Below are 23,362 nucleotides of genomic sequence, written 5' to 3' on the forward strand. Positions count from 1 at the left end.
TTTATGCAGCGGCGTAAGTCGCGCGAGAGTTGCTCAGTATGGCCTCGACAGTCTTGCCAGTGCTGGCATCTACTTCGTAGTAGAGGCTGAGGGTTTGCGTGACAATTTCGCCTCGACTAACAGTCTTTGCAAGCTCCCTGATTCGGACGTTGCCACCAACGAGGTTCAGACTGTTGGTGCCGTCGGTGATATAGATACCGAGAGCTTTAGCGGTATTAGCCAAGAAATCAGTATCATATGTCGTCGCATCGTACCGAACAACGATCTCCGCTTTAGCTTCCCACTCACCACGATCAAACTCTGCTGAGTTATCTGTACCGAGTGGATCAAACTTCTGTGATGCGCGCTCAAGAGTGACTTTTACCTTGCTCGCCTTGATAGCAGTAGCAGCGCCGAGACCGGCAATATTGGCGGCCTGCTTGACGGTGATGTGCTTACTAGTGAATTCAGCTTCCGTAGTGAAGGCTGGAGACTCTGAAGATGTCGAGCCGTAGCGCGCTTTTACCTGAGTCGCGAACATTACGTATCCGCCGGCCTCGGCAGATATTTCGAGGTTATCCAGCACCGCGTACGGATGACGGCGAGACTCAAGAGGGGTGACGTGAGAGATAGTGAGGGTAGTCGGTAGAGCCAACTGGTTCACAGAGAAGGTGTGAGGGTAAATACCGCTGGTAGGTGATCCGGTACTGACAGAGCCAAACATACCGAGCAAGAAGAATCCCATGCCATGAGCGGTGATCGTCCCGCCGATAGGTCCTTCAACCCATTTCGCAGTAACAGCGCTACCATTTACCTTTTCCACTACGCCCGTAGCGCTTTCGTTTTCCACGATCTTAGTCTTGGGCTCGATCTTCTGATCTAGCCAGCGGGCCCATATCTGCGGAGCTACTGCCGTCCCCGCGGTTCCTTCAATACCGAGCCCGATTAGCTCGCGTCGTCCAATATAGTTAGGCATCACCGTCCTCTTCTTGCTTTAGTTTTTCGAGCGCTTCCTCATAGGTGTCAGCTTTTACGGTACGGCTCAGCAGCGGAAAGAAGTACAGAGTAGGCTGATCCTGCTCGATTGCTTCAGCTTCGCTGCTTGAACCTTTCGTCTTCATATTCGTATAATATCTCAAATCAACAATTAGTTAAATACCTATAGAGCTTCATTGACGTCTATCGAGTACTCGATAGTAAAGGTGACGTGCCCCTCGGCAGTAACGATGCCGTTCGCTCTAGGCAATATGCCGTAGTTCACGCTGAAGCTTGGAGCGACCGCAACAATGCCCTGGGTCCGATACCGACGGATAGCGCCCTTCACGGTATTCTCTCCATAACTACCGGTCGCAGGATTGCGCTTGCCGACAAGATCCCTGATCTTACGACTCGTCGTTCCTTCTTCCTTCACCTTGTTATTGTCGTAGTCATCCTTCTTATTAAAGATCACTTTCACGACAATCTCATCTATAACATCGTCCTGGCCGATAGCGCCTTGATCGGTGTTGTCGTTGGGTTGATCGACCACTATTGCAGGCAGATTGAATTCCGGTATAGCTTCAGGATCGCCGTCATAGAACGACTTGATATCGCTCCCTTTGAAGGTAGCCTTCATCAAGTTCAGGATACGGGTGACACTATCCTCATACACCAGCGCGGCCCATCGCTTTCTCGATGTCACGCTCGACGAAGCCCTTAATGCGGTTTTCACGGCTGGAATCAATGTCCATCATGATGCGAGCGGGCATGTTCTTCGTACCGTCCTGGTGGAACTTGAAGTACCACGCCTCGTTGAACACTTCTACGGACAGTCGGCCACTGGTGTACTTGAACGAGCGGTTCATCAGGCCCTTGCGGAAGAGTGGCGGGCGGCCGGGGAACTGTCGAGCCTTCTCAGTCGCGTACGCCTCGTTGAGTCGGGGCCACGGATGCCCGATGATCCCTCCCCTAGATGCGAACACCTGGCCGGAGAAGAAGTCGGTCAGGTAGCGACCGCTGTCTGACATGGCGTCACTGAGGTCAAGCACCGCCAGGCCGAACTTGCGGAGTCGTCGAGCAAGTTCGTTGGCCCCCTCTACCCGGATGCTAACCACCGTCACTAGAAAATGTCTCCCATGCGGAAAGCTCTGTGCGCGTTTGCATCTGGGTATCCAGAGAAGGCGCCAGACTCCACGAGGGAGTTGCCTTCATCGTCGGTGATAGTCGCGGCTCGGTCGGCGTACGCCTTGATTGCGTCACGTGCTGATTTGAGTCTGTGCTCATAGATCGCCCCGAAGGCAGCCACTAGGAGCATGGACGCCGCCAGCTCGACGGTGAGTGTGTTGACCTCCCCAGGTACGGGGCTGAACGGAACGCTATAGCTCGCAGCCAGTGCACCGTTGACCTCTCGTTCAGCAGCTCGACGGTGTAAGTCGATGTCACTGTCCTTTAGGTTCACGGCTTCAGCCAGGCCGGCCTTCGATCGGATCTCGCTCAGGCTTGCGTAGTGGCCATAGTCGTCCCCGCGGACAGGTTCTGAGTTCTGCAGCAACGTCTCGTCGCTCGAAGTGGCGTTGTAGTACGTGTAGCGGTACCAGTACGAACTAGAACCATCGGCGTCTCGGTAAAAGCTCGATGTCTGATCGGGATCGATTGAGCGGGTTGCTATTACAGTGAAGTCCCCATCAGCTGGGACCGATCCATCAACGTTCGCAGCTCGCCAGAAGTGGATCAGGTCTCCCAGGACCGCCGTCACGTCGGCGTTGACTGCGTGGTCAAGCTTCAGGTTTGCAGTAAGCCCCAGGGTCACGCCATCAGCGTTGACCGAGGAGACCACAGCGCGTTCGCAGCCTTCGCGGCTCAGGGTGCCAAGGTAGATGATCCGGCCTACTTCAATGCCTTGAGTACTGACTAGGAGGAGCGAGTTATCCCCGGTCTCCGCAGCCTCGGCTAAAGACGATCGCTCGACGATGTTTATATCATTGAATGAATCTGCCTGGAGTGTTGTTGCCATAGAGCGTGACTAATTTCCTTTGGTCCTCATTATGGTGACCTTCGATTGATTGGTCAACCGGCTAGTTGCATCCCCAGAGTGCAGAGTCGTGAAGCGCGGTAAATCATTACTTAACCAGCCGATGAAGTAGTACGAACCGAAGTATGTGAATCCAAACATGATTAATCCCCCTACGCTTGATAGTGATACTCAAGCAAATAACTTTTAAGTTCTATGTTGTCACCAGAGTTAGCAAGCTCTCCCGAGATTACGAGCGTCTGCGCTGATGTCGTGTCGATTGCGGCGGTCACCTGGGCGCTCGTCGACTGGCCGTATCCGCTTGTGTTCCCAGGGTTGCTCCCTCCTATCTGCGCGTTCGTAGCATTCTGGTTGTAGATCATCACGACCACATGAGTACGGAGCTGGCTGGCGGCTGCTGCCGACAGGAAGGCCGTCCCCGCGGCACCACCGAAGCGGGCGCGGATAGTCTTGGCATTGCCGTTGTTATTGTGTGAGAAGTTCAAGGTAAGGCGGATGACTCCATTGGGGCCAAGCGCATTAGCGGGGATCGTCAGCGTAGCTAGGACCGTCTCTAACACTGAACCGGTCACCGCGACACCGACGCCGCTAACTACCTTCCAGGCTTGATCGACGTAGCTCTTAAAGGCAACAACCTCAGTCGTTGACCCTTTGCGAAATTTGAGATCGCTGTTATACCATGATTCACCATCATTAGGTGACACAGGATCGTCGCCGGACCGCCATCGAGCAGACGCTTTACTGGTAGTCGAGGGCGCAAAATCCACATGAGAGGTAGCGGCGCCAGCCGATCCCCCGAGATAGGTGCCACCGTTTACGTTGAGCACCGAGCCCGGATTAGAGCCTTGGCCGATAAGCATCTTGGGAGTACTGCTCGATGTATCGATATAGACAACATTAGTAGTTCCGTCGGCTCGAGTAACCTGGAATGCTCCCGCGCCGTTAGCTGGCGACCATTTCGCGACCATGGGTAGTGCAGCGTCGCTGATCCAACCCTTTCCAGTAATGAGGTTTATTGCCTGGTTGGTAGTATTAGAGCCGACTAGCGCGCCTACAACAATCCGGCCGCCCTTATCTACCGAGTAACCGACAGTGGAGCCTACCGCAGTTGACGCGTAAGCATTAATCATGCTCCCTTCAGTCGAGCTAAAGCCAATAGGACAGCCGGTAGCGCTCGCTCCATGTGCATTGACTATCGCGGCACCTGTAGCACTGACCCCAATAGTAAGACAATTGTCAGCAAGGCTGCCGTCTGAGAAGGTAATGGTAGAGGTTTCACTAGCATGAACACCGATACCGGAACCAGACACATTGACCTCAGTGGCATCGATATGGCCGCCATAGGCGGCTAGTACTCCATACTCGATACAGTCCTTCGCACTGTCGCCAATCCACATTGCAGCTGGATCAGCCAGCGAATTGTGTGAGCGGGCGTCGATAGTCCCAACGTGGAGCGCATGATAGCCGCGCCTAGAGCGCGCCACCTGCGATTCACGCATATTTAGAATCGAAGCGTCCCTGGCTACAGCCGCAGTACCGTTGATAGTGTCGTTTACCTGACTTTGATAGAAGTCGCCATCAGACCTCCAGATCGCGTAGATACCATAATCACCTAGGCAGTGGTCAAGTTTAGAGCGCGCGAGACCGGCTGTAGAGTGGAACGACAACATCACCGCCCGAACGGTCGCATAGGAGAAGTTGACTCCTGTTACTAGACCTGCGCCCGATCCTCCCCCGCCCTGAGTTAAGCCAGGCATATAACAAGTAGGATCCGATCCGTAGAGAGCTCTCAAACCATTTCGAGCTCTCTTGACACCCGCACCTGGCCTGAATAGAACGCGCGACTTAAAGGCAATAACAATCCCGTCCTTTGGCGAGGCGGCATAGCCATCGCCCCGATCGGGATAAGCAAATAGAACATCCATGATTGGTAGGTCGGCATTGTCGATTCCACCGAAGATGGGAGTTAAGTTGTCCTCATCAATAAGCTCAGCGGAGATGAAGGTCGGATTTACAGGCACCTCAGCGTCTTCGCTGGTAATGGTGATCCATGATAGATCCAACGATCGAACAAATACTTGCTCTGCCATCGTAAAGCCGGAGAGTAAGTTGATCGTCGCCGCAAACCCGTTGTCCGTGTAGGTTCCTTTCAGCCGAGACAGTGCCGCGATAGCTGCCTTAACAGTGGCGTAGTCGCCGCTAGACCCAACAGTGACTGTGATATCACTGTTGCGAAAGAGCGCTTCAATCTGTGCACTTGTGTAGGTCGGGATATAGGTCTCAATGTCCTCGAGTGTCTTGGCCGTGATCGAACCGATCATCATCCAGCCGGCCTCGACGGCCTTAGCTGGGGTCTCCTGCCCTCTGTTAACAGTCACGGTGTCGCCGTTAACCGCTGTCACATAGGCAATCTCGGCGTTCCCGTGTTGAGGCACCACACCAAAAGGCACCAGGGTAACCGGCATGTTGGGTGCGAAGTACTCGCCCTGGCCGTCGTAGAGCACAAAATCTGTACCAGCTAGGGCATCGTCCGGTGGGGTGACGATAGTAGCAACAGCTAAGTTTTTGTGCGTATCAAACATTACGCAGCGGCTCGCAGCTTAAAGGGCGTATCAGTGGTAGACCACGAGGCCGAGGTAATCGTTCCGTTGTTGCTGTTCCCGGAGGAGTCGACTGCGGTACTACCGCTAGCATCGTTGAGTTTGTAGAGGATATCCAGAGTCACGAGAGAGAAACGCCCGTTCATGATATCTACGAGGTTTGTAGGTGTCAGGGCAGATTGCACACAGAAGAGTTCAGCTATCGAGCCGCAGAAGCGACGCTCCGCAGCACCCGTGCCGCCACCTTCCTGGAGGAATAGATTTCCGCCAACGTCGTTAGCCTTGCGGGTAACTGATATAGACCATATCTCGGTGCCGTTCACGTAGCCCTTAAGCGATGTGCCGCTTAGTACCCACGCCACATGAACCCACTCGCCATAAGGTATTGAGCGGACGCCTGAGAGGCCCGTAGCGTTGCCACAGAGCAAAGCCATAGACCCATCGCTCGGACGAATCTGGAACATATAGCCAAGGTTGCTCGCGAAGTTGAAGCCAGAGCGCAGGATCGTGTGCGCGTCGGCGTTGCCGGTAATAGATTTCTGTTTAAGCTTTACCCATGCACCAACTGAAATCGAGTTGGTAAGTCCGACAGTCAGAGGCGTAGTGTTCGATGGTGTAATGTTCCCCGTCGTGCCGTTTCCCGGAAGTACTAGCGCTGACGCCATGCTCCTAACCACTAATCTGCTCATATGACTGTTTCTCCTCTCTTTAAGTAGACTCTTCTACCGTTATTGCTCTCTATGGCGTTCCATGCTCGCCGGAAGGTTCCATCGTTGTAGCGCATATAGAAGCTGTCGTTACCGTCGATGCCGTCGTAAGCGCGGTACTGGTAGAGATAAGCCCGTGAGACACCGCTTTTAGATATAAATCGGTGCATCTCAGTCAGCTCGTCTTCGCGCAGATCCTCTGGCATACCGTTGAAGGTCGCCGATACGGCCTCGACGTTGAACTCTGAGATATACCAGCCAGAGCCGAAGGCCGCCTGCATCTGCGGGATAACTGTCCGGTAGTTGAGACGGTTGTAGTATCCGCGCGCGGGGAAGTAGTTCCCGTAGACGTTCCCAGCTAGGTAGTCGATATCGCCCTTACCCGCAGATATCCAGAAGTTTCCATGGTTACCGAAGGCGCCGAAGCTATAAACGATTTTGATGCCTGGTGCCGCAGCCTTGACCGCGGTGGCGAGCTGCTTGGTTCTTGTGACGAAATCAGCTTCGGTAATGTCGACTAGATGAAGCTCTAGCTCATTACCAATATTGAACTCTGCACAAATACCGTTGTCGGCGCAGTATTTAGCCTCAGCCACTACATGATCTGCCCAGTTCTGCCACTCAGCATCATTGGGGTTGACCCATGAGATCCCAAACAGGACGGTGAAGCCAGCCTCCGTAAAGCGCCGGGCGATTACTCGCCACAGCGCATACGAAGTTGAGTTCCAGGTTTGTCCACTCTTGAAAGCAGGGATGTGAACTCTGATGTATCGGAGACCGATCTTGCGGAAGTACCGAATATCTTCAGCGATCACGTCGGTGTCGCGAGACTTGTAGTTGAGTCCTAACCCTGGCCAGACCGTCATAGCAACCTATTGGTTGGTGATCTTACGGACTAATACATACACAGCTGCTGAACCTGATACGAGATCGAAGTACACACCGTTGGTCATGATGACTGGCTGAGCAAACAGGACCAGATCGTTAGCGGCAACGGACTTGCTGAGCGCGCCCATCGTATTCCCCAATGCTGCAGATGCGTTGTCGTAGAAGGAGATGACGCCGGAGCTCGATGATTCCACGTACCAACCACCAAACACACAAGTAGACGCAGAAGCGATTCCATCGGCGCTGAGCTTTACAGCAGTGAACCCCTTCGCATAAGAGGTGATCGAATCAATGTCCTCGTCCAGAGCGTTTGCCAGTCCCGTCTTGAGATTCCCGTTTACCGAGTCCCAGACGTTCGACAGGATGGTGACGAGCCCGCGCAGCTTGCCAGACAGTGTGCCAGTCGTACTCGTAGTGACGGCGGCATCGGTGGTTGCCCCAGCGTTGACGTCAGAGCCGTTCCCGATCGACATGGGAATTGCGTTACCCGCACCGTTCTTGATCTCGATGTCACCAGCTCCGCCCTGTTGAAATGCGATATCAACGGCGAAAGTCGCGGTAGGAGCTGTGCCGCCGGTGAAAGCGAGGGTGTAGACCGGCTTGATACGACGGGCAACACCAAGGCCGACGCCGGTGAAGAGCTGGCTGCCCACTGCGGTCAGCTGAGTAATCGCACCAGAGGGAAGATCGAACCAACGTGATCCAGATATGTCCGGTGAGTACTGGAGCTTCACGTCAAGCGCGGTGGTGCTCGGTGAGCCACCCAGGGCGGTCAGGTCGACGAGCATCGACGCTGATGTATAGCTATCAACGCGGTACTCGGTGCCAGATACGGTGGCACCGGCCGAACGAGCCGCAGAGCTTAGCGGTTTCAGGACTCCGCGACGTTGTTCGACACGAGCCATGACTAGCTTTGGCCTTCTTTATTATCGTTTACAGCAGATTCGAAGTCCGCTTTCTTGATAGTCTCGCCGTTCCTTGCGTAGCGGACGATGCCACTCGCATAGGTGGTTTTTGTATACTCGTCGTCGCCGACCTTAGCTTTTTCGACTGTAGGCTCGGCCTCTTCGGTCGCAGGTTCCGAGACCTCCTCATCAGGTTTGCCGGGCTCGGCTTCCTTCAGAGCCTCAGCCTTGATTTGCTCGGCTTCCTTCTTGGCGTCTTCGACGATAGCCTTGGCTTTCGTTTTCGCGCCGGCCACGATCTGAGCTGCTTGATCCTTAGCCGCAGCGACTTCGTTCGACTGCTCCTTAGCCTGGGTTGGCTCAACTAGTGAGCCCTCAGCTAAGAGTTGGGCTACTACCTCTTCACCAACAACTTCAGCATCGATAGAATCACCTACGACATAAGTAATCCCATCATGTTTGAGATTCGTTTTTAGTACATACATAGATGCTTCTCCTACGCGGTGGTCTGCTTATAGTTGGTGATTTCTGGGGTAATGAAGGCGATAGTGAAATCGCGGGAGCCGTTCGGTGCTGTGTTAGTGATGACAGTGTTGCCACTGATCAACGTCGCCGAGAAGGCAACAGTTGGCATAGTGGTTTCACGTACACCATCGACGTAAGCGTCCAGTACAGACGCAACACTCATCTTGCGATCAAGACCGAGCTTCACACCGGTACCTACGTTGTAGGTTGCAGCAGCGCCGTCCTGGACCGGGAAGACAATGCTTGTGATTGTCTTGAATGCCTTAGAGCCGGTCGAGGCGCTTGACTGATCGGCTGTGAGCGTGAAGGTTTCGCTGATCACCTGACCGCGGATGTTGGTACCAGTGACGACGATGTCGCCCGCAGGGACATCTCCGGTTGTACCACCAGGAGTGATCACGATATTTCGAGCGAAGTCAGGTTGAGCTAGAAAGCTAACGACTGTAGTGATGACGCTGTTAGATGTCGCCTGTGCGCTCAGGATGGCCGCCGCGCTAGCAGTCGCAACGTCCGTGAACTTCTGTAGCCGGATTGCGCCAGCTTTGGACTGCACTTCAGCGAATGCAGTCCTTCCCATAGGTTTTTTTAATGCCATAGATAAGCCCCTTAGGCGATTGCCCCGGTAAAGAGGAATCCAGCTTCGTTAGAAACGATCCCCTGTTGGTAGTAGTCATCACCACGACGAACGAAGGTCCCTCGGCGGTCTTCTTCATCAGTACCGCGTAGGCGCTGAACGATTGGAGACTGCCAGCGGTAGGTGCGACCGAAGGTCAATACTTTGTCACCTTGGCTTGGGTTCACATAGCCGATGATCACGTTCTTGCCCCAGATGTAGCCCATAGTGTCGGTCTGGCCAGCGCGAGCGGTGTTTTTACCGGCTCCGGCTATAACAACCTTCTCAACGTTCCAGAGACGAGCCAAGAGATCAGTAGTCACTACGCCGAGCTGTGTGTATTTAGCACGTTCGAGGAAGTCAGGGTGATCCTGGATTACGTCGAATACTTCTCGTGGCAAGATGATTTTATTGGCTCGAACGAATAGCTTTCGATGGATAGTACTGATCGCAGCGTGGACGTCCTCGATAGGTGTCGAGTTTCCAAAGTCGCTCCATTGGCTTGAGCCTGCCAGCGGTGTGACATGGCCGCTCGCGTAGTTTCCACTGGTAGTAAGCAGTGTTGCTGCCTCGACTTCGCGGTCTACCATCTGGATTTCTGTGATGTTCTCAGTAGCATCTGAGAATGGATCGCGACCGGTTACTTTAGCGTTGGTATCTTCTTCATCGGTGATGAAAGATTTCTTTGCATGATCTTCGGCAAAATATGGACTACCGAGCGTGAACTTGTGGATCACTTCTTCCGAGTTAGCACCCTCAGCGCGTTTACCGCCGTTTTTAGAGGGACGGAATCGACCGCGGTCGTAGACCCATCGTTTGCCACTTTGCGTTGCGACTTGTGTAGAAGGCAAGAACTCCTCGGCAATGTAATCATCGTTGGTGTAAGCCAGTGCGAGATTCGTCAGGATAGGATCTTGTCCTAGGTATCTGTTAGTTGACATCTATGTATTTCCTTTCCTTAAACCTTGTGATGGAACGCCACAAGCATGATTTCTATTAGGTCGCCGTCTGCATCCGCAGCTTCAAGTGCGATACCACGAACGAGGTGGCCGGCTGTTGTTGTAGCAACCGCTTTACCGGCAGCAGTAGCAGTGACGTAAGCGCCCTTGCTGATTGCGGCTGAAGCCTCGACGATTGCCGTACCGAGGACGATTACGGGAGCCGTCTCGCCAGCTGCAACCGAGCTAGGCTTATTCATTACTCCGTAGATCTTGTCTGTTCCGGCCGTGGCTACGTCGATACCTGTCGATGTCAGCTTTACAAACCGACGTGATGTGAGTGCGTTATCCGCTAGCTCAGATTTTACTAAGACTGGGTTTTCTTGCATGATTATTCTCCTTTGCTCATCTCACTTTGATAGTCCGCGTATAGCTGAGGCTTCTCAGCTCGCACCTGCGCGAGAGCATCTTTATAGCTGAGTTTTGCACTAGCCATAAGAGCGTTTACTTCGATGTTCACCTGGGAAGCCGCATTAGCGGCGCTATCTCCGCCATCACCTGCAGCACCTGCGTTGATCGTCTGATTGTCAGGGAGCGACGCGAGCATGGTTTCAAGCGATCGGTCGGCCATAACTTTGTCTGCCCAACCTTTAGCGTCATCGCTCTTAATAGCGCCACGGGATACATGGGCAGCGATGGTCCGATCGACCTTTTCACGTTCATAGCTTTCGATTACTTTTGCGCTGGCTTCGACCTTCTTCTCGAGACTGCGATAGGCCGATGCTTCGATGACTACATGAGTACCGGCTTTAATGCTGGCTCGAAGCTGTTCGGCTTCTTTCTCATCTTCAGTTTTTTTATCACCGTCTTTCTTGTCATCTTTCACTTCTTCGAGGCCGAAGGTTTTCAGCTGCTCTGGAGTAAGCTCGGCACGGTTTCCCGTTAGGAACTCTTTTTCTTCTGTAGTGAGGTCTTCAGGCTTTTTGGCGAGTAGATCTTTTACATTCATATTTGGTCCTTTCTTTGATTTATCACTGGTTCCCTTGACTTTGGGCGGAACCGCCGTGGCCATAACGGGCTTCAGTTTCTTGTGTAATGGTTCATTGGTCAGCGCGGCAGCGGTTAGGACGTTGGAAACGAATTCATGTTCGTGCTCTGGGTTTTCCCACGGATAGGCACGGGGATTGAACTCGGGTGAGATGTACTTATACTCTCCAGCCAGTACCGAATCTCGGCCTGATTGCGTCCACTTGACCTTGCCCCATAGACGGGTATCGTCTTCTTTAGTGAACAACTCCGTTATCCAGGCGCCGGCCTTCCCGCGCTCATGATTGAAGTTGACGTGTGCTTGCTTATCCGCTTCTACAAGGCCGATACCCTGATTGAAGTGCTGTACATATTCCCGCATATCTTGCTGGGTATGTTCCCAGTCACCGTGATAGGGAGCGTTCCAGGTACCAGTGTGAAGGAGTTCAATCTCATCAGGAAGATTGCCGTTCTCGTCGGCCTTGATGATGATGCCTTTAGTGACTAAACCGCGAGTCATATACCATAAGCATGGAACTACGCCTTTAAAAAGTCAACGCTTAGGGGTAGTTGTAGATTAATCCACAACGGTCACGGGGATGGCAGCTTGGATGATCGACCTCTAACCCGTTAGATAGTTTGAATAGTCCGTTGATTGGAATCGTCTGGCCGATTAGTGGAGCACATAACTTACACGCCCCGGCCAATCCATCCCACGTCTTAGAGATGGCCCCCGTCACTACCGCATAGCCCTTGAGACCAGTCTGGTAAGAGTTCACCGACTCTGTCGCGGCGATCATCTCAGCCCGGACCGGGTTGTTGACGACCTTCAGTATGCGGTCCCTCGCAGCGTTGATGTCCTCCCCCGCCTTGATACTGAGTTGGATCGACTCACGGATGCGGTCACGTGTCGTCACAGTGACGTTGCTGACGAGGGTTCCTACCTGGGTCCGTGCGGCCAGCATGATCGCCTCATCCAAGGTGCTGAAGCCCATAGGGATTCCGTAGATGCTCTCTCCAGCAATGGCGCCGGTAGCAACCAGCTCGGCGACGAGGTCCATCACCGCGGACGTAAGGAGAGCCTCTTCGTCCCTCCAAACTGGATCATCGTTATTAGCAACGGGCCCGGCGGTTGCTCTAACTGGAGCAGGTAACTCGTGCCAGGCGACAAACCGGTCAATCCGCAACGACTGCTCGTAGAAGTACTCGGCAACCGACTGCTCTAGGGCTGACTCGCTGTTGATCAGAGCCTTAAAGGTCTTCGGATCTTTCCGGTAGCTATCTTGCCAATCCTCGGATGCCAGAAGCGCCACACGAAGTTGTCGTCGGGCCTTAAGCAGCTTTGCCCGTGTCGCCATAGAGTTTCCGGGTTATCGACGCATGGAGAGCGACGGCCGCGGTGACAGCCTTGTTCGCGGCGTCTTCGTCGTCCTTACCGTCAGGGTTGCCGCCGGGCTTCGAGTTCTCCTGGAGTAGCTTCTTGGCCTCCTCGGCTTCCTTGTTGCGCTGCTTGATTTCTTCCTCAGTTAGCTCACGCCAGCCGATCATGCGACGGGTAACGTTCTCGTCTTCTGCTGTAGGAGCCAGCGCCCCGGCCGTGACGAACTTGCCTACCGCCTCGGAAAGCATAGGAATGTTCTCATCACCGAGCTTGCCATGACGAAGCTTCGGGTACTCGGTCACATTGAAGTTGAGGTCTACCAGTGTCTTGATAACCTTCTCTGTCATCACCTGGGCGATGTAGTCGGCAAGGGAATCCTCGGCAAGCTCGAACAGGCGGCTATGATCCTCACTCGTCGAGCGAGTGCCTGAGCCACCAGAAGCACCAATTTCAATGAACTGCAATAGAGAGTTCTTGCTGATCTGTCGGTCGTGGTGGTCGGCGTCAGAACGAGTGTTCGACGTTGATCCTGCCTTCATATCCATGAACCCAACTTCAGTACCCTGCGGATACATCATGAAAGCTTCTTCGTTCGAACGAAGGTTGCGCAAATACTTCTCAATATCCCGCTTTTCTTCCTTCGTCGCACCTTGACGGTATGAGGCGTACGGCACACCGACAGCTTGACGCTCATGGCCGATTCCTGCAATTTGGTCGAGCTTGCACTTCATGTACCAGTTTTTATAGGCACTACGCAGGACGCTGATACCTTCGTAATTATCGCCCTCTTTCTGATATGTGAACAGAGCAAGCTTTTCGATGGGAATGTCAAAGACACCTCTGACCGTCTGCTGAGTCACGCCGTTCGCATGATCTCTAGTCTCCCACGATGTAATCGTGGTCTGTTTACGGAAAGCCAGGTCTTTCAGGCCAACCCTGAGCTTTCCCTTGATATACATTGCCTCAAGAATCATCTCGAATAGGCTGAAACCAAAGGGAAGCAGAGTCAGGATCTCTTCAAGCTTCTTCTTGAACTTGATAATCTCGATGATGTTTTCTTGCACCATCTCGGCGATTTCTTGATCTTTAGCGCTATCACTGGCTGCCTCAACTTCCCAGTCAGCTGCTATGATCGGGGCGTTCATCGTATGGAGCGTCATTCGGACAGTAGCGTCACTACGGCGCATCTCGTCATACATTCTGAGACCACGAATCCCCACAAGATCCATGTTGTATTCTTCGTTGACGATAATGCCAGAGGTAAGAGAAACGCCGGAGTCGCCGATTTCGCCTAGTTTGATTTTGACTTTTTTAGCATCAGCCATTTACTCTTAAAATACGCTAGAATTGCTGCTTTAGCAATCCGCCTGTTATAGTGTCAGCCCCGAGCCCGTCATACTCGGCATATTCGAATTGTTCACCAATGTTTGATCGAACCCACCAAGCAGATTGCAGCGAATCAGCATAGTCAGGCGAGCGGCCTATACGAACCTTCATTCTCTTCTTGCTCTCGACTACAGTTTGGCGTTCGACGGTTTCATATAGATGGTCGGCGAGGTCGCGCTTTAGCTCGGCATAGAATGGAAGCTCACGTAGGAATAGAAGTTCACCCTTATGAGCGGCCTGGGCCATGTCGTAGAAGTTCTGCGAACGGATCTTGTCGAACAGGGCAATAGTCTGCGCCTCATCCTCCAACCGCGGTTGCTCGATGATGTTCCCGTACCGATCCAGCCGGCGGATGCCATGGGTTGAGCCCGCGTTGAACGCCTGGACATAGAAGCCGAGGCGGTTGCAGGCGTCCAGTACGCTAGCGCCGATGCCTACGACGTCCAGGGCCGCATGGCTGTATCCGATCCCCCGCTGTCGACAGAACTCGATGTACTTCTGAGCTACGAAGGTGCCGATGTCCAGCTTCGGATCGTCGCGAGGGATGACTAGCCTGACCTGGTCCACGATGACGTTCTTCTTGATGTGAGTGAACACGCAGGCGTCCCCGCCCCTTGATGGATCGCAACCACCAAAGTCCTCGTCAGATGCAGGGACATCGTCGGCAAACTGGAACAGGTGCGGCTTGAACAGTTTGGCGTCATCGTCGTCGAAGTCCCAGTCCCCCTCTAGAAGTCGACGGCGTTCGACAGGCCCCAGTCCGCGGAGCGTCTGAATGTAGTTCGGTGATAGGAACGGGTTGTCCGTTGGGAGGCTCTTGACGTATGCACGGCGCGCGGGGAGCATCTCGCCATTGATCTCCACGAGTATCGGTTCGCCGATGTCATTCGAGTAGGGCCACGACTGGGAATCTCCCCCGCCAAGCTTGAGCCACGGCTCATAGAACTGTTGGCGAACGAAGTTCTGGCCAGGGTTGCACGTAAGGATAACCTTGCCAGTAATCCCGTACTCCTTGTTGAGCTTTCGGTTCTTCCTGGAGCTGAAGACCGACTTTGCCTTCTCTTGAATTTCGGCGGCCTCTTCGATGATTACGTGCGTTAGATTGAGTGAGCCGAGGTTGTCGAAATTGGGATTACTGGGTGCCGGTGCGAGGTCAATGAACACGATTGCGCTGCCGTTGCTGAAGTAGATGCCTGGGTCAACCAGTGAACTGTATCGGTAGTCTCGGCCAACAACGATGCCAAGCAGAGGGAACACCTCGGCGAGAAGCGTTTGCCCGGTGGTCTTTCGAAGGTTAGAGAGTTCTTTCCGTCCCAGTCCAATCTTGATACCCGGAAACTTCCGGCACTGGATTACCGCCCATAGAGAGACTAGCCAGCTCTTGCCGCCACCAGCAGCGCCGCCGAATAGGAGCTCGACTACAAACGGATCATCGAGTAGTCGTAGAGCCGTCTGTTGCTTCAGGCTCAATGTTAATTGGATTCTGTCCATCAACTACCGTGATATCTAGTCCGGCTGCGGTGAACAGCCCGACACCACCTTCATGTTTAATTTCTTGCCTATCGCGCCAGTTCTCTTTTCGGCGGTTCTTCATCCAGAAGATTGCAGCCGTTGAGTCAGGCGGCACTGTCTTTTGAACCGATACGACCTCAACATGCTCTTTCTCGCTGATTCGCTTGCCGTTATCGTATAGGACTTCTTTAACCTTAATAGGTTGATTCTCTATCCAAGAGAATCCTGTCGCGCGCTGGTGAAGCCTGTCAGCTACGTCGGCATCGGCAGATGCCTTTCCGCTTTTTATGGCCTCGGAAAATATCTTGTGACGGTTCTTCCAGGTGTATATCGTGTCGACGTTCACATCGAAGAAGTCCGCAAGCTCTTCATCGGTTGCCCCCAGTAGACAGAGCTTCCTAGCCTGTTCTACCATTTCCGCTTTGTACTTTGTTGGGCGACCCATATTGCCTTAGTAATAACATACTGCACTGCAAGCATCAATAGATATTCCCGATATACAGATACAAATAACCCCCACATCGTAGCAGTGGGGGCATTTGTCAACTAGGTACGTATAGGAGTTTGTATTCACCGAACCCATGGATATTATACAAAGTCTCTATATAACAAACAACCCCCAACCAGTTAAGGAAGGGGGTTATTTGATTCCTTGAAGAGTCTAGGCCGCCAGAGCGGTAGTGTTTCCCAGCTCTATTTTCTCACATCACGTAAGAAAGTCCAGCCCTACTACGGACGGTTGAACTCTCCGCCTTGGGCCCCTCCGATAAAGGCATCCCACTCGCTAGGAGTGAACACCAACGCCGGGCCCGTGGGGTTCTTGGAGTCCCTGACGCCAACGTGACCGCCATCGAGGTGACTGACCTCTACACAGTCGTTGCCGCCGGTGCTGAGGCTGGACTTGAACCACTTGGCATTGGACAGGTCTACGGTCACTGCTCTTGCTCCCTTGCTATGCGCCGCAGCGCTTGCTTGCTGTCTGCTGGGGACAACGCCTCCGCGGTGAGGCGGTTGAACGTCTCGCGATACTGGGTGATCGCCTCGGCCTTGTCGTAGTACATGTTCCCACGGTAGCCCTCGATGTAAGCCGTCGCCTTCTCCCCGGTCGCTGGGTCAAAGTCGAGGAGGGTGAAGGGTCCGGGAGCTACACCGAGGGGATAGCCACTGGTGAACGGAAGAACCAAGACGTTGACGTTCGACGGAAGATCAGCAAGATGCTGAAGTTGGTCAGCCATCGTCTTCGAGCTCCCCACTGTGCGCCTGAGAACAGTCTCGTCAAGTAGAAGGTCCACTTCAACCGGGTTTCTGCGCCTGGTGATGATCCGTTGCCTGTTCAGCCGGATCGTGAACCACTGAAGGAACTCCTCTTCCGTAGCGTTCGGGTAGAACCTCCCATCGAGAACCCGCGCATAGCTTCGGGTTTGGAACAACCCAGAGATCAGGTCAGGCCGGAACACGGTGAGTTTCGATGCGGCGGCCTCCAGACTGACGTACAGCTCAAAGTCAGCACGGATGGCTTCGCTGTACTCGTGCCACCACATACCCTCGCCATCGTTGGACGCTGCGACCTTCGCCAGCTCCAGGAGCGCGGGGAGCTGCGCGTCGCGTTCGTACAACTGGCACAGCGCTTGGACGTCCAATAGACGGATTCGGCCCGCTTCCCCCTTCTCAAGACGCTGGAGTGTGCTCGTCCCCCGTTCGATCAGACGGGCCGCGTTGGGGATAGACATACCCGCTTCGAGACGCATGTCTCGCAGTTGGCGGCCTAGCTGACGTCGCGGAATCGTCGTGGGTGGTTTCTTTGGTGCGGGCATCGTGGGTGTCGACCTCTCCGTTTGGTGGGTAGTGCCTCGCGTGTTGCTGGGAATCAGTGTGGCCCTGTGGCGGACGACTTGCTGGGGAAATGGAAAAATCTTTCTGGGCTGTCCATTTCAACTGTCCAGTGTGCCATGCCCGGTGTCTACTGGCCCCTGAGCTGGTTGGTAGTCGGAGTCCCGGATACGTAACCCTTCCCCGATTGCCAACCAGCTCACCTCAATCCGTAGCTCGGCTGGAGGGGTGAGCGAGTTGGTACAGGTAGATCAGCGTTGGCTGGATTGCGACCATGATCCCGAGGAGTTGACCGAGCAGGCGGCCAACATAATTCTGAACTTCCACCAGCATCCGACGTGGCGGCCCTGTCTCCCGCAGATTGCGGCCTTGGCTTTTTTATCCGAGCCGTCCTCAGGTGACTGGGAATGAGCAGCTTCTTGCACGTACACATCCAGTACGCCGTCGGGCCCGCCTTTGACTACCAGCTCAAGCGGGTGTCTGCGGAGATCTTCATCGAGAGCTTTCAAGAGTGGGCGCCGGATGCTGTGGTGACGATCGACGAGTCCATCACCGCGGAGATGCCCCTGATGCCCTGTGCGGCCCTGTGGGAGCCGTGATGTGGTTCTTAACGGCCCTGATTGCCGTCGCCGGCGGTCTGCTTCTGTGGAGGCTTCTCTACCTCGTCGAGTGGCGGTCGGCTGAACCTGGCCGTCATGCGATCGGGTATGTAGTGGCCGCAGCGACGCCAGAGCCCCCACGTGACGACGACTACCCAACTGAGGTACTGCCCGTCTACAGGGATCACGAAGCATACAAGAACTCCTATGAGCCGAGCCTCTACCGACTGAGTAGGGCCGTACAACGCTGGAGTGAGGAGACCAGAAACCATGAAGCGTAAGCCGCGTTGGCGTGAGATCCGCAGGGGTAAAGAGTTTCCTGTTCGATTTGAGGCCGACCCTTATAAGGCCAATACCTGGATCGCTCATCTCTCTGATCGGGGCGAGGTGGAACCAGACCCGACGTACAGGTTGCTCCGGGACTACTCACCTGCGGGCGCTACTGTCATTATCCGGTCTAGGCTTTGAGGGATGGCACTCTAAGTACTCCCTCTTTTTCTTACGTGGCTACGCGGGGAGTTGGTTTTCAAGCATTACCTGAGTGGGCGGCGGTCGGCTGGCTCATCAGGCATAGCTTGATTATCCAACTCCCCTTTTCCATGTTAGGGACATCTATGTCTCTAACCTACCTAGGTGATGTTTGTCTGTTGAAGGTAGGTATCTCGCGGTTGGAATTGAACCAACTCCGTCTACCTACGTAACCTAGACGAGCCTTGCCACGCTTCACGAGATATCTACCTTCAATCTTTCAGAACAGAACACATCGTAGTGAGGCAGGGATTTGCCGAGAGAGTTTAGTGCATTGCTGCGGCTCACTCGTATAGTCACCCTGCGCATGAAGTGCCCGAAGCTTACCGGCGACCTACCGCTGGGTCATGCCGACTTTGCCTTACTATCTTGGCGACTCACTACGATGTGTTCTGTTCTGAAGAGTGTTATAGGGATTGAGCGTATGGCGCTAGTAGCAAGACGTTTTGACGTGCCAGTACTGACATTATCCTTGGTGCCGTCTCGTCTATGCAGTGCCGTGGCCACGGTTTCGCCCTTTAATCTGGAGACTAGAGTGTCCACTGTGCTACCAGCACTACTACGCTCAATCTGACTATAACCGTTGCAGATAGTACGGGAGAGACGACAAAGGATAATCGATACCAAACTCGTCTGAGTCTCCCGCCTTAGGCATAAGATGAATGGGCGAGCAACGCTCCCCGTACTATCTGCAACTATCAGACACCAAATTGTTAAGGTAGCTCGATTACTATTCCTCTATACCATCAGTATAAAGCAAGCTTTACGATAGCCTAAAACGTTGAGCTGTTTTATCGGCGTATGCTTTATGTCCTCGCCGAAAGCCAACAGTCAGGGACTCCCCAGGACTACGAGAAAGGCACCCGCTAAGGGGTGCCAATTGTCTCAAGACTCACTTAAAATTATGAGCCAAAGATCCTAAAATAGCAATACCCCGTGGGTTCAATTCTTGCCAGTAAGCCGCAATGAGTCTTGAGACTTACTAACCTCATTTAAGCACGGCCTTCGCTATTCTGCAATACCATCAACTTTCCGAAGACAGCCTTTACTACATTGACGGTGACTGCATTACCGCACATCTTGCGTCGATGAGAGTCACTCATATCAACCCTTACACCGCGAGCATCTTCCCCGTACTTCGTCCAGTTATCTAGGAAGCCTTGAAGGCGCTCACACTCGACAGGCGTATAGCGTCGGATTACTCCGCCGGTAAGTACGAAGCCCATGTTATATTCCATGTCTCTGTTGCGGCCTACTGATTTTCCGCCGACCGAGATTGTGAAAGATACGCCTTTATCGCTGACGACTCACGGGACCAACGTCCTTCTAACCCATGCTCTTGAACACCAGCGCGCACAGCCTCCCAGTAAACGTCCGTCTCGGATGTGAGGATTGTTTGCACCTTCAGGGCTAGGGCTTCCACCTGATCATCATATACCTCCTTAGGCCACTCAGGCCGATAATCATCGTCGTCAGCAAGAGCCAGTGCTATGTCATCACGCGTCAAGGATATGACAGGGAAAGATTCCTTTTGAACTTTGGCTCCGGACGGTAGGTGCGCAAGCGCCTGTTCAAAGTTATCGAAGTCAGTGCCACATCTTGTGCAATGAAAGGGCTGACGCTCGACGGTAACGTATTCGTGTAGCTCTATACCGCTCAAGATAGCTTCGCCCTCAGCATCTACCGAAGCATCTACAAGCAACTCCACCTTTATATTATTTCGATCACATGGTTGGTTCATATTAAGTTGTTCTCCTATTTAGTTGTATTTAAAGTATGCTCCAATTGATCGTCTATTGCAATACCTAAACACGATTCACCTCAGTAAGATCGCCGGAAAATCCGATATTAGCTCAGCAGCTATGAAGCCCTCAGTGCCCTCTACCTCCGATATGATCCGACGCATCACTTTGAGGTCTTCCGGGGTCGGTACAAGGAACAGGACGGACGGGAATACTTCTAATGGATAGTCTTCGGCATGCTTACGCGCGTGGACATAGCGTTTGATCTTTCCTATCAACTGTTTACGCCCTTCAGACGCGCGATCCACCTCTAGCCAGATGCTTGCCTTTTGCCGCTTCGCCCTTAACCCGACTTCGACAAACTCATCAGGATGAAGCTCCGCCCCTGCGACATTCATCCAAGCATCGTACTCGACGTCATAATGCAGTAGATCAATGTGTCCGGCCCGAGTGGCTTGGAGCATAGAGATATGAACGTCGACTGCTTTTAGGGTGTGCAGGATATTCATTTGACCGACCCGCTCGCTATACGGCCGGTTATGGAAGTACTTCCATCCTTGCCTAGTGAGCTGGTAGCAGCCCATAGGGCTACCCCCACGTGTGCTCTCTGGATAGCGGAATGGAACTCGCACGAGCGTACCGCCGTCGACGAGGCGACGCAGGGCCCTTATCCGCGGTGTATCGGACTGATTCTCATAAAAATAGATCTCGTCTATCTGCGACGTGAGCATCGCGCCGAAGCAAGCGATGCCACGCGCAACCTGGACGTCCCGCTCAAGAAGTTCCATATCTACAAGATACTGGTACAGAGCCGGGTGCACTGCGGGATCATCACCCCTGGTCAGCGGGTTCTGAGGTGTGTCGTCATCTAGTCGGTTCGAGGTCGGTTGTTGGTCGGTTTGCACACACCTGATTTAACCTCTTATAAGCTATAAATGATAGCGCGAAATAGATATTTAGTATTGCAATTATAGACACATTGGAGCATACTTTATATAGATCGACGCAGCAATATTGAGCTGGCCAGTATAACTGATCTGAACCCATCAACTACTAGACAGGAGAATATGTGACGGATGAAGGATATTTAATATGAACGATACGCAGTGGGAACCACCCCGACGAACCCGAGGCTTACGCCGACCAAAGATTTCCTATGTAGCCGACAGTGCAGAACTGTTATGGGCTCTTAGGGAGCTTTCGCGACGACGTGGTCTCAGGGTTGGGCACCGAGTCACCCCATCGATGATACTTAATCGAATGCTTTTAAAAGACGAAAGCATACGCAAGCTACTCGATGCCCGTGCTGCAAACAACTAATCAACTATAGGAGCAGAACCCACCATGACAAAGCGAATAAACACGATCAGATTCAGTGGCATATTGCCACGCACATATATTGCCCGCCGAAGGGACTTCAGTGAGGCGTCTCGCTTCACCCGAATTATACGGAAACTATTTGTATGGGGAGCGTAGTCGAGGGAGCAACAAGCATCCTGCCTACGATAGAGATACCGCCGGTCATTGCAGCCGCACTCGTAGAGATTCAGAAGACTCTGAAACCTATGAAGCGCACGAGCAACAACGGTGAGTACGACAGCAAATACACGCCGCTCGAAGAGATGATGCCTAAAGCTCACAAACTTCTTACTAAGCACAAGATCGCTGTATCTCAGCCTCCCGTGACGCTACCTACGGGAGAGGCTGCTCTTACAACCATCCTGGTACATGAGTCAGGTGTCAGTTACCAGACAACCACCAAGATTGCCGTGTTCAAGCCAGATCCGCAGGTCCATGGATCAGCCATCACCTACATGCGTCGGTACGCACTTGGATCAACGCTGGGTATCACCACAGAGGGCGAGGATGACGACGGAAACTTAGGCTCTGGAAAATTCCCTAAACCATCAGAGGACCAGCTTAAGCAAATCAGGGCAATAATGGTCACTCTTAAGCAGAGCGCGGAGCACATAGCAGCCGAGCTACGGAAGATCCATACGCGGGACCATGCGTCCGCGGTGATCCGCAACCTCAACGAGTTGATATCCAAACGTGAGCGAGTGCTAGAAGCCCGTGACCGCGCCGAGGTGATAGCCAACGATCCTGAGCCAGATGATACAGGTAGTCAGGAGAACCCACTTGGTGATCTTGAGGAACGTATGGTCGCATTGGGGCTCGATACAAAGGCCCTGCGGAACAAGTTCGCGATGGCGATGGTCCGTAAGCCTTTCCTAGCTAACTGCACCGCCGAAGATCTTGGAGTCCTCGATATGCAGCTGAAGTGGATCGAGAATGGCGCACAGACCTTGCCACTTGAACTACTGAAATCTATACCGGTCACCGAGGAGGGTGGCGAACAGAAACCTAACGAGGCGCACGGCGCCGGAGAAACGCATGAGCAATAGAGGAATCACCAAGCATCAGTTTACCCAGACACTGAGACTACTCAGTAAAGACTACGCACCATCGACGGTCGCCAATCGGGTTGGAATCAAGCCATCAACGGTCAAGTTGATCAGGCAGGCCGGAACGTATGCAGAGTATGACCGACGCAGGCGAGCTAGGTCGGATCGCGAACATGCACGGAGGGTGGTGAGTCGCCCAGTAGCAAAGGCCCCTGTAGCTGAAACCATCGGTGAACCTACTCTGGACAAGCCGACCAAAGACATGCGAGCAGTCGAAGCTAAGTTCAAACGTCAAATCAAGAACATGCAGCAGCGTACTCGCAGTGCTGAAGCCTCTGCTGCTGCGGCGCTTACCGCGGTAAACAAGCTCAACCGCAAGATTGGAGACATGACGCTTGCCGAGGCCGAGCCCGTTAGGCCGACCGAGCCAAAGGAACTGTCCCGTCGAAGCTGGCCCTGGCCCTTCTCTCGGTAAGTCAAGTTGCACAATAACCAATATCACTAGGAAACGGAGGCATATGGCCAAATCAAAAGCAATCATACTCAACGGGGTTGAGTATGTACCTAAGGGATCTGAAGAACCCGTCAACTCAAACATTAAGATCGTAATCCTTCAGCGTGGTTGGGTCTTCATCGGTCGATACTCAGAGGATGGTGATAGGTGCTTCCTCGACAATGCCTACACGATCCGCCGATGGGGCACTACGAAGGGCCTGGGAGAACTAGCCCTCGAAGGTATGAAACCCGATACTAGGATCGACAAGGCCGGCCGCGTTGAGTTCCACCGT

Annotated in this window: 25 protein-coding genes; 2 read left to right on the top strand and 23 right to left on the bottom strand. The window is 53.4% G+C overall.

Annotation, left to right across the window (positions count from 1 at the left end):
• Nucleotide 1 precedes the first annotated feature (1 nt).
• The 20 genes from ACWFRF_RS15450 to ACWFRF_RS15545 form a co-directional block, all read right to left on the bottom strand.
• Entirely contained in the window at nt 2-955 is a 954-nt protein-coding gene (locus ACWFRF_RS15450; protein ID WP_452450488.1) for a phage tail tube protein, read from the bottom strand.
• Nucleotides 948-1,100 (bottom strand): hypothetical protein, encoded by a 153-nt coding sequence (locus ACWFRF_RS15455; RefSeq protein ID WP_452450490.1) that lies wholly within the window; start codon nt 1,098-1,100, stop codon nt 948-950. Before ACWFRF_RS15455 ends, ACWFRF_RS15450 begins: the two co-directional genes overlap by 8 nt.
• Nucleotides 1,101-1,138: 38 nt before the next feature.
• Nucleotides 1,139-1,594: a hypothetical protein gene (locus ACWFRF_RS15460; RefSeq protein ID WP_452450492.1), complete on the bottom strand. Its 456-nt coding sequence runs from the start codon at nt 1,592-1,594 to the stop codon at nt 1,139-1,141.
• A 28-nt stretch (nt 1,595-1,622) separates the two neighbouring features.
• The gene (locus tag ACWFRF_RS15465; protein WP_452450494.1) at nt 1,623-2,072 is read right to left on the bottom strand and encodes a hypothetical protein; all 450 of its coding nucleotides are present in this window, start codon (nt 2,070-2,072) and stop codon (nt 1,623-1,625) included.
• A gap of 5 nt (nt 2,073-2,077) precedes the next feature.
• Nucleotides 2,078-2,971: a hypothetical protein gene (locus ACWFRF_RS15470; RefSeq protein ID WP_452450495.1), complete on the bottom strand. Its 894-nt coding sequence runs from the start codon at nt 2,969-2,971 to the stop codon at nt 2,078-2,080.
• Nucleotides 2,972-3,141: 170 nt separating this feature from the next.
• Nucleotides 3,142-5,571: a hypothetical protein gene (locus ACWFRF_RS15475; protein ID WP_452450497.1), complete on the bottom strand. Its 2,430-nt coding sequence runs from the start codon at nt 5,569-5,571 to the stop codon at nt 3,142-3,144.
• The gene (locus ACWFRF_RS15480) at nt 5,571-6,278 is read right to left on the bottom strand and encodes a LamG domain-containing protein (RefSeq protein ID WP_452450499.1); all 708 of its coding nucleotides are present in this window, start codon (nt 6,276-6,278) and stop codon (nt 5,571-5,573) included. The genes ACWFRF_RS15475 and ACWFRF_RS15480 overlap by 1 nt, the downstream gene beginning before the upstream one ends.
• Nucleotides 6,275-7,162 (bottom strand): hypothetical protein, encoded by an 888-nt coding sequence (locus tag ACWFRF_RS15485; protein WP_452450501.1) that lies wholly within the window; start codon nt 7,160-7,162, stop codon nt 6,275-6,277. The genes ACWFRF_RS15480 and ACWFRF_RS15485 overlap by 4 nt, the downstream gene beginning before the upstream one ends.
• Before the next feature lie 6 nt (nt 7,163-7,168).
• Nucleotides 7,169-7,972, bottom strand: a complete 804-nt coding sequence (locus ACWFRF_RS15490; RefSeq protein ID WP_452450503.1) for a hypothetical protein — start codon at nt 7,970-7,972, stop codon at nt 7,169-7,171.
• A gap of 119 nt (nt 7,973-8,091) precedes the next feature.
• Nucleotides 8,092-8,574, bottom strand: a complete 483-nt coding sequence (locus ACWFRF_RS15495; protein ID WP_452450505.1) for a hypothetical protein — start codon at nt 8,572-8,574, stop codon at nt 8,092-8,094.
• 11 nt (nt 8,575-8,585) lie between these two features.
• A complete protein-coding gene (locus ACWFRF_RS15500) occupies nt 8,586-9,209 on the bottom strand; it encodes a hypothetical protein (RefSeq protein WP_452450506.1) in 624 nt (207 codons plus the stop codon).
• Nucleotides 9,210-9,220: 11 nt separating this feature from the next.
• Entirely contained in the window at nt 9,221-10,168 is a 948-nt protein-coding gene (locus ACWFRF_RS15505; RefSeq protein ID WP_452450508.1) for a hypothetical protein, read from the bottom strand.
• A gap of 17 nt (nt 10,169-10,185) precedes the next feature.
• Nucleotides 10,186-10,554 carry a DUF2190 family protein gene (locus tag ACWFRF_RS15510; RefSeq protein WP_452450509.1) on the bottom strand — a complete coding sequence of 123 codons (369 nt, stop codon included), beginning with the start codon at nt 10,552-10,554 and terminating at the stop codon, nt 10,186-10,188.
• Between the two features lie 2 nt (nt 10,555-10,556).
• Complete coding sequence (locus tag ACWFRF_RS15515; RefSeq protein ID WP_452450511.1) at nt 10,557-11,711, bottom strand: phage protease; 1,155 nt, start codon at nt 11,709-11,711, stop codon at nt 10,557-10,559.
• Between the two features lie 40 nt (nt 11,712-11,751).
• Nucleotides 11,752-12,549: a hypothetical protein gene (locus ACWFRF_RS15520; RefSeq protein WP_452450513.1), complete on the bottom strand. Its 798-nt coding sequence runs from the start codon at nt 12,547-12,549 to the stop codon at nt 11,752-11,754.
• The gene (locus ACWFRF_RS15525; protein WP_452450515.1) at nt 12,524-13,897 is read right to left on the bottom strand and encodes a phage portal protein family protein; all 1,374 of its coding nucleotides are present in this window, start codon (nt 13,895-13,897) and stop codon (nt 12,524-12,526) included. Before ACWFRF_RS15525 ends, ACWFRF_RS15520 begins: the two co-directional genes overlap by 26 nt.
• Before the next feature lie 16 nt (nt 13,898-13,913).
• Nucleotides 13,914-15,428, bottom strand: coding sequence for a hypothetical protein (locus ACWFRF_RS15530; protein ID WP_452450517.1), 1,515 nt, complete (start codon nt 15,426-15,428; stop codon nt 13,914-13,916).
• The gene (locus ACWFRF_RS15535) at nt 15,388-15,885 is read right to left on the bottom strand and encodes a hypothetical protein (RefSeq protein ID WP_452450519.1); all 498 of its coding nucleotides are present in this window, start codon (nt 15,883-15,885) and stop codon (nt 15,388-15,390) included. The genes ACWFRF_RS15530 and ACWFRF_RS15535 overlap by 41 nt, the downstream gene beginning before the upstream one ends.
• A 314-nt stretch (nt 15,886-16,199) precedes the next feature.
• Entirely contained in the window at nt 16,200-16,406 is a 207-nt protein-coding gene (locus tag ACWFRF_RS15540; protein WP_452450521.1) for a DUF397 domain-containing protein, read from the bottom strand.
• Nucleotides 16,403-17,284 (bottom strand): helix-turn-helix domain-containing protein, encoded by an 882-nt coding sequence (locus ACWFRF_RS15545; protein WP_452450523.1) that lies wholly within the window; start codon nt 17,282-17,284, stop codon nt 16,403-16,405. The genes ACWFRF_RS15540 and ACWFRF_RS15545 overlap by 4 nt, the downstream gene beginning before the upstream one ends.
• 423 nt (nt 17,285-17,707) lie before the next feature.
• Between ACWFRF_RS15545 and ACWFRF_RS15550 the strand changes: the two genes are divergently transcribed.
• Nucleotides 17,708-17,899 (top strand): hypothetical protein, encoded by a 192-nt coding sequence (locus ACWFRF_RS15550; protein ID WP_452450525.1) that lies wholly within the window; start codon nt 17,708-17,710, stop codon nt 17,897-17,899.
• Nucleotides 17,900-19,419: 1,520 nt separating this feature from the next.
• On the opposite strand, the gene ACWFRF_RS15555 is transcribed toward ACWFRF_RS15550, so the two are convergent.
• The 3 genes from ACWFRF_RS15555 to ACWFRF_RS15565 all read right to left on the bottom strand — a co-directional run bounded on the left by ACWFRF_RS15555 (nt 19,420) and on the right by ACWFRF_RS15565 (nt 20,957).
• A complete protein-coding gene (locus ACWFRF_RS15555; protein ID WP_452450527.1) occupies nt 19,420-19,665 on the bottom strand; it encodes a DNA cytosine methyltransferase in 246 nt (81 codons plus the stop codon).
• 14 nt (nt 19,666-19,679) lie between these two features.
• Nucleotides 19,680-20,135, bottom strand: coding sequence for a hypothetical protein (locus tag ACWFRF_RS15560; RefSeq protein ID WP_452450529.1), 456 nt, complete (start codon nt 20,133-20,135; stop codon nt 19,680-19,682).
• Between the two features lie 108 nt (nt 20,136-20,243).
• Nucleotides 20,244-20,957 (bottom strand): replication-relaxation family protein, encoded by a 714-nt coding sequence (locus ACWFRF_RS15565; RefSeq protein WP_452450531.1) that lies wholly within the window; start codon nt 20,955-20,957, stop codon nt 20,244-20,246.
• Nucleotides 20,958-21,632: 675 nt separating this feature from the next.
• On the opposite strand from ACWFRF_RS15565, the gene ACWFRF_RS15570 reads away from it, so the two are divergent.
• Nucleotides 21,633-22,574 carry an ERF family protein gene (locus ACWFRF_RS15570; RefSeq protein ID WP_452450532.1) on the top strand — a complete coding sequence of 314 codons (942 nt, stop codon included), beginning with the start codon at nt 21,633-21,635 and terminating at the stop codon, nt 22,572-22,574.
• Nucleotides 22,575-23,362: the final 788 nt, after the last annotated feature.

The organism is Nocardia sp. NPDC055165, assembly GCF_053606985.1.

Coding starts and splice junctions, on each gene's coding strand:
- ACWFRF_RS15450 (WP_452450488.1), bottom strand. CDS start 955: ATGCCTAACTATATTGGACGACGCGAGCTAATCGGGCTCGGTATTGAA.
- ACWFRF_RS15455 (WP_452450490.1), bottom strand. CDS start 1,100: ATGAAGACGAAAGGTTCAAGCAGCGAAGCTGAAGCAATCGAGCAGGAT.
- ACWFRF_RS15460 (WP_452450492.1), bottom strand. CDS start 1,594: ATGAAGGCTACCTTCAAAGGGAGCGATATCAAGTCGTTCTATGACGGC.
- ACWFRF_RS15470 (WP_452450495.1), bottom strand. CDS start 2,971: ATGGCAACAACACTCCAGGCAGATTCATTCAATGATATAAACATCGTC.
- ACWFRF_RS15475 (WP_452450497.1), bottom strand. CDS start 5,571: ATGTTTGATACGCACAAAAACTTAGCTGTTGCTACTATCGTCACCCCA.
- ACWFRF_RS15480 (WP_452450499.1), bottom strand. CDS start 6,278: ATGAGCAGATTAGTGGTTAGGAGCATGGCGTCAGCGCTAGTACTTCCG.
- ACWFRF_RS15485 (WP_452450501.1), bottom strand. CDS start 7,162: ATGACGGTCTGGCCAGGGTTAGGACTCAACTACAAGTCTCGCGACACC.
- ACWFRF_RS15490 (WP_452450503.1), bottom strand. CDS start 7,972: ATGCTCGTCGACCTGACCGCCCTGGGTGGCTCACCGAGCACCACCGCG.
- ACWFRF_RS15495 (WP_452450505.1), bottom strand. CDS start 8,574: ATGTATGTACTAAAAACGAATCTCAAACATGATGGGATTACTTATGTC.
- ACWFRF_RS15500 (WP_452450506.1), bottom strand. CDS start 9,209: ATGGCATTAAAAAAACCTATGGGAAGGACTGCATTCGCTGAAGTGCAG.
- ACWFRF_RS15505 (WP_452450508.1), bottom strand. CDS start 10,168: ATGTCAACTAACAGATACCTAGGACAAGATCCTATCCTGACGAATCTC.
- ACWFRF_RS15510 (WP_452450509.1), bottom strand. CDS start 10,554: ATGCAAGAAAACCCAGTCTTAGTAAAATCTGAGCTAGCGGATAACGCA.
- ACWFRF_RS15515 (WP_452450511.1), bottom strand. CDS start 11,711: ATGACTCGCGGTTTAGTCACTAAAGGCATCATCATCAAGGCCGACGAG.
- ACWFRF_RS15520 (WP_452450513.1), bottom strand. CDS start 12,549: ATGGCGACACGGGCAAAGCTGCTTAAGGCCCGACGACAACTTCGTGTG.
- ACWFRF_RS15525 (WP_452450515.1), bottom strand. CDS start 13,897: ATGGCTGATGCTAAAAAAGTCAAAATCAAACTAGGCGAAATCGGCGAC.
- ACWFRF_RS15535 (WP_452450519.1), bottom strand. CDS start 15,885: ATGGTAGAACAGGCTAGGAAGCTCTGTCTACTGGGGGCAACCGATGAA.
- ACWFRF_RS15545 (WP_452450523.1), bottom strand. CDS start 17,284: ATGCCCGCACCAAAGAAACCACCCACGACGATTCCGCGACGTCAGCTA.
- ACWFRF_RS15550 (WP_452450525.1), top strand. CDS start 17,708: ATGAGCAGCTTCTTGCACGTACACATCCAGTACGCCGTCGGGCCCGCC.
- ACWFRF_RS15555 (WP_452450527.1), bottom strand. CDS start 19,665: ATGGAATATAACATGGGCTTCGTACTTACCGGCGGAGTAATCCGACGC.
- ACWFRF_RS15565 (WP_452450531.1), bottom strand. CDS start 20,957: ATGGAACTTCTTGAGCGGGACGTCCAGGTTGCGCGTGGCATCGCTTGC.
- ACWFRF_RS15570 (WP_452450532.1), top strand. CDS start 21,633: ATGGGGAGCGTAGTCGAGGGAGCAACAAGCATCCTGCCTACGATAGAG.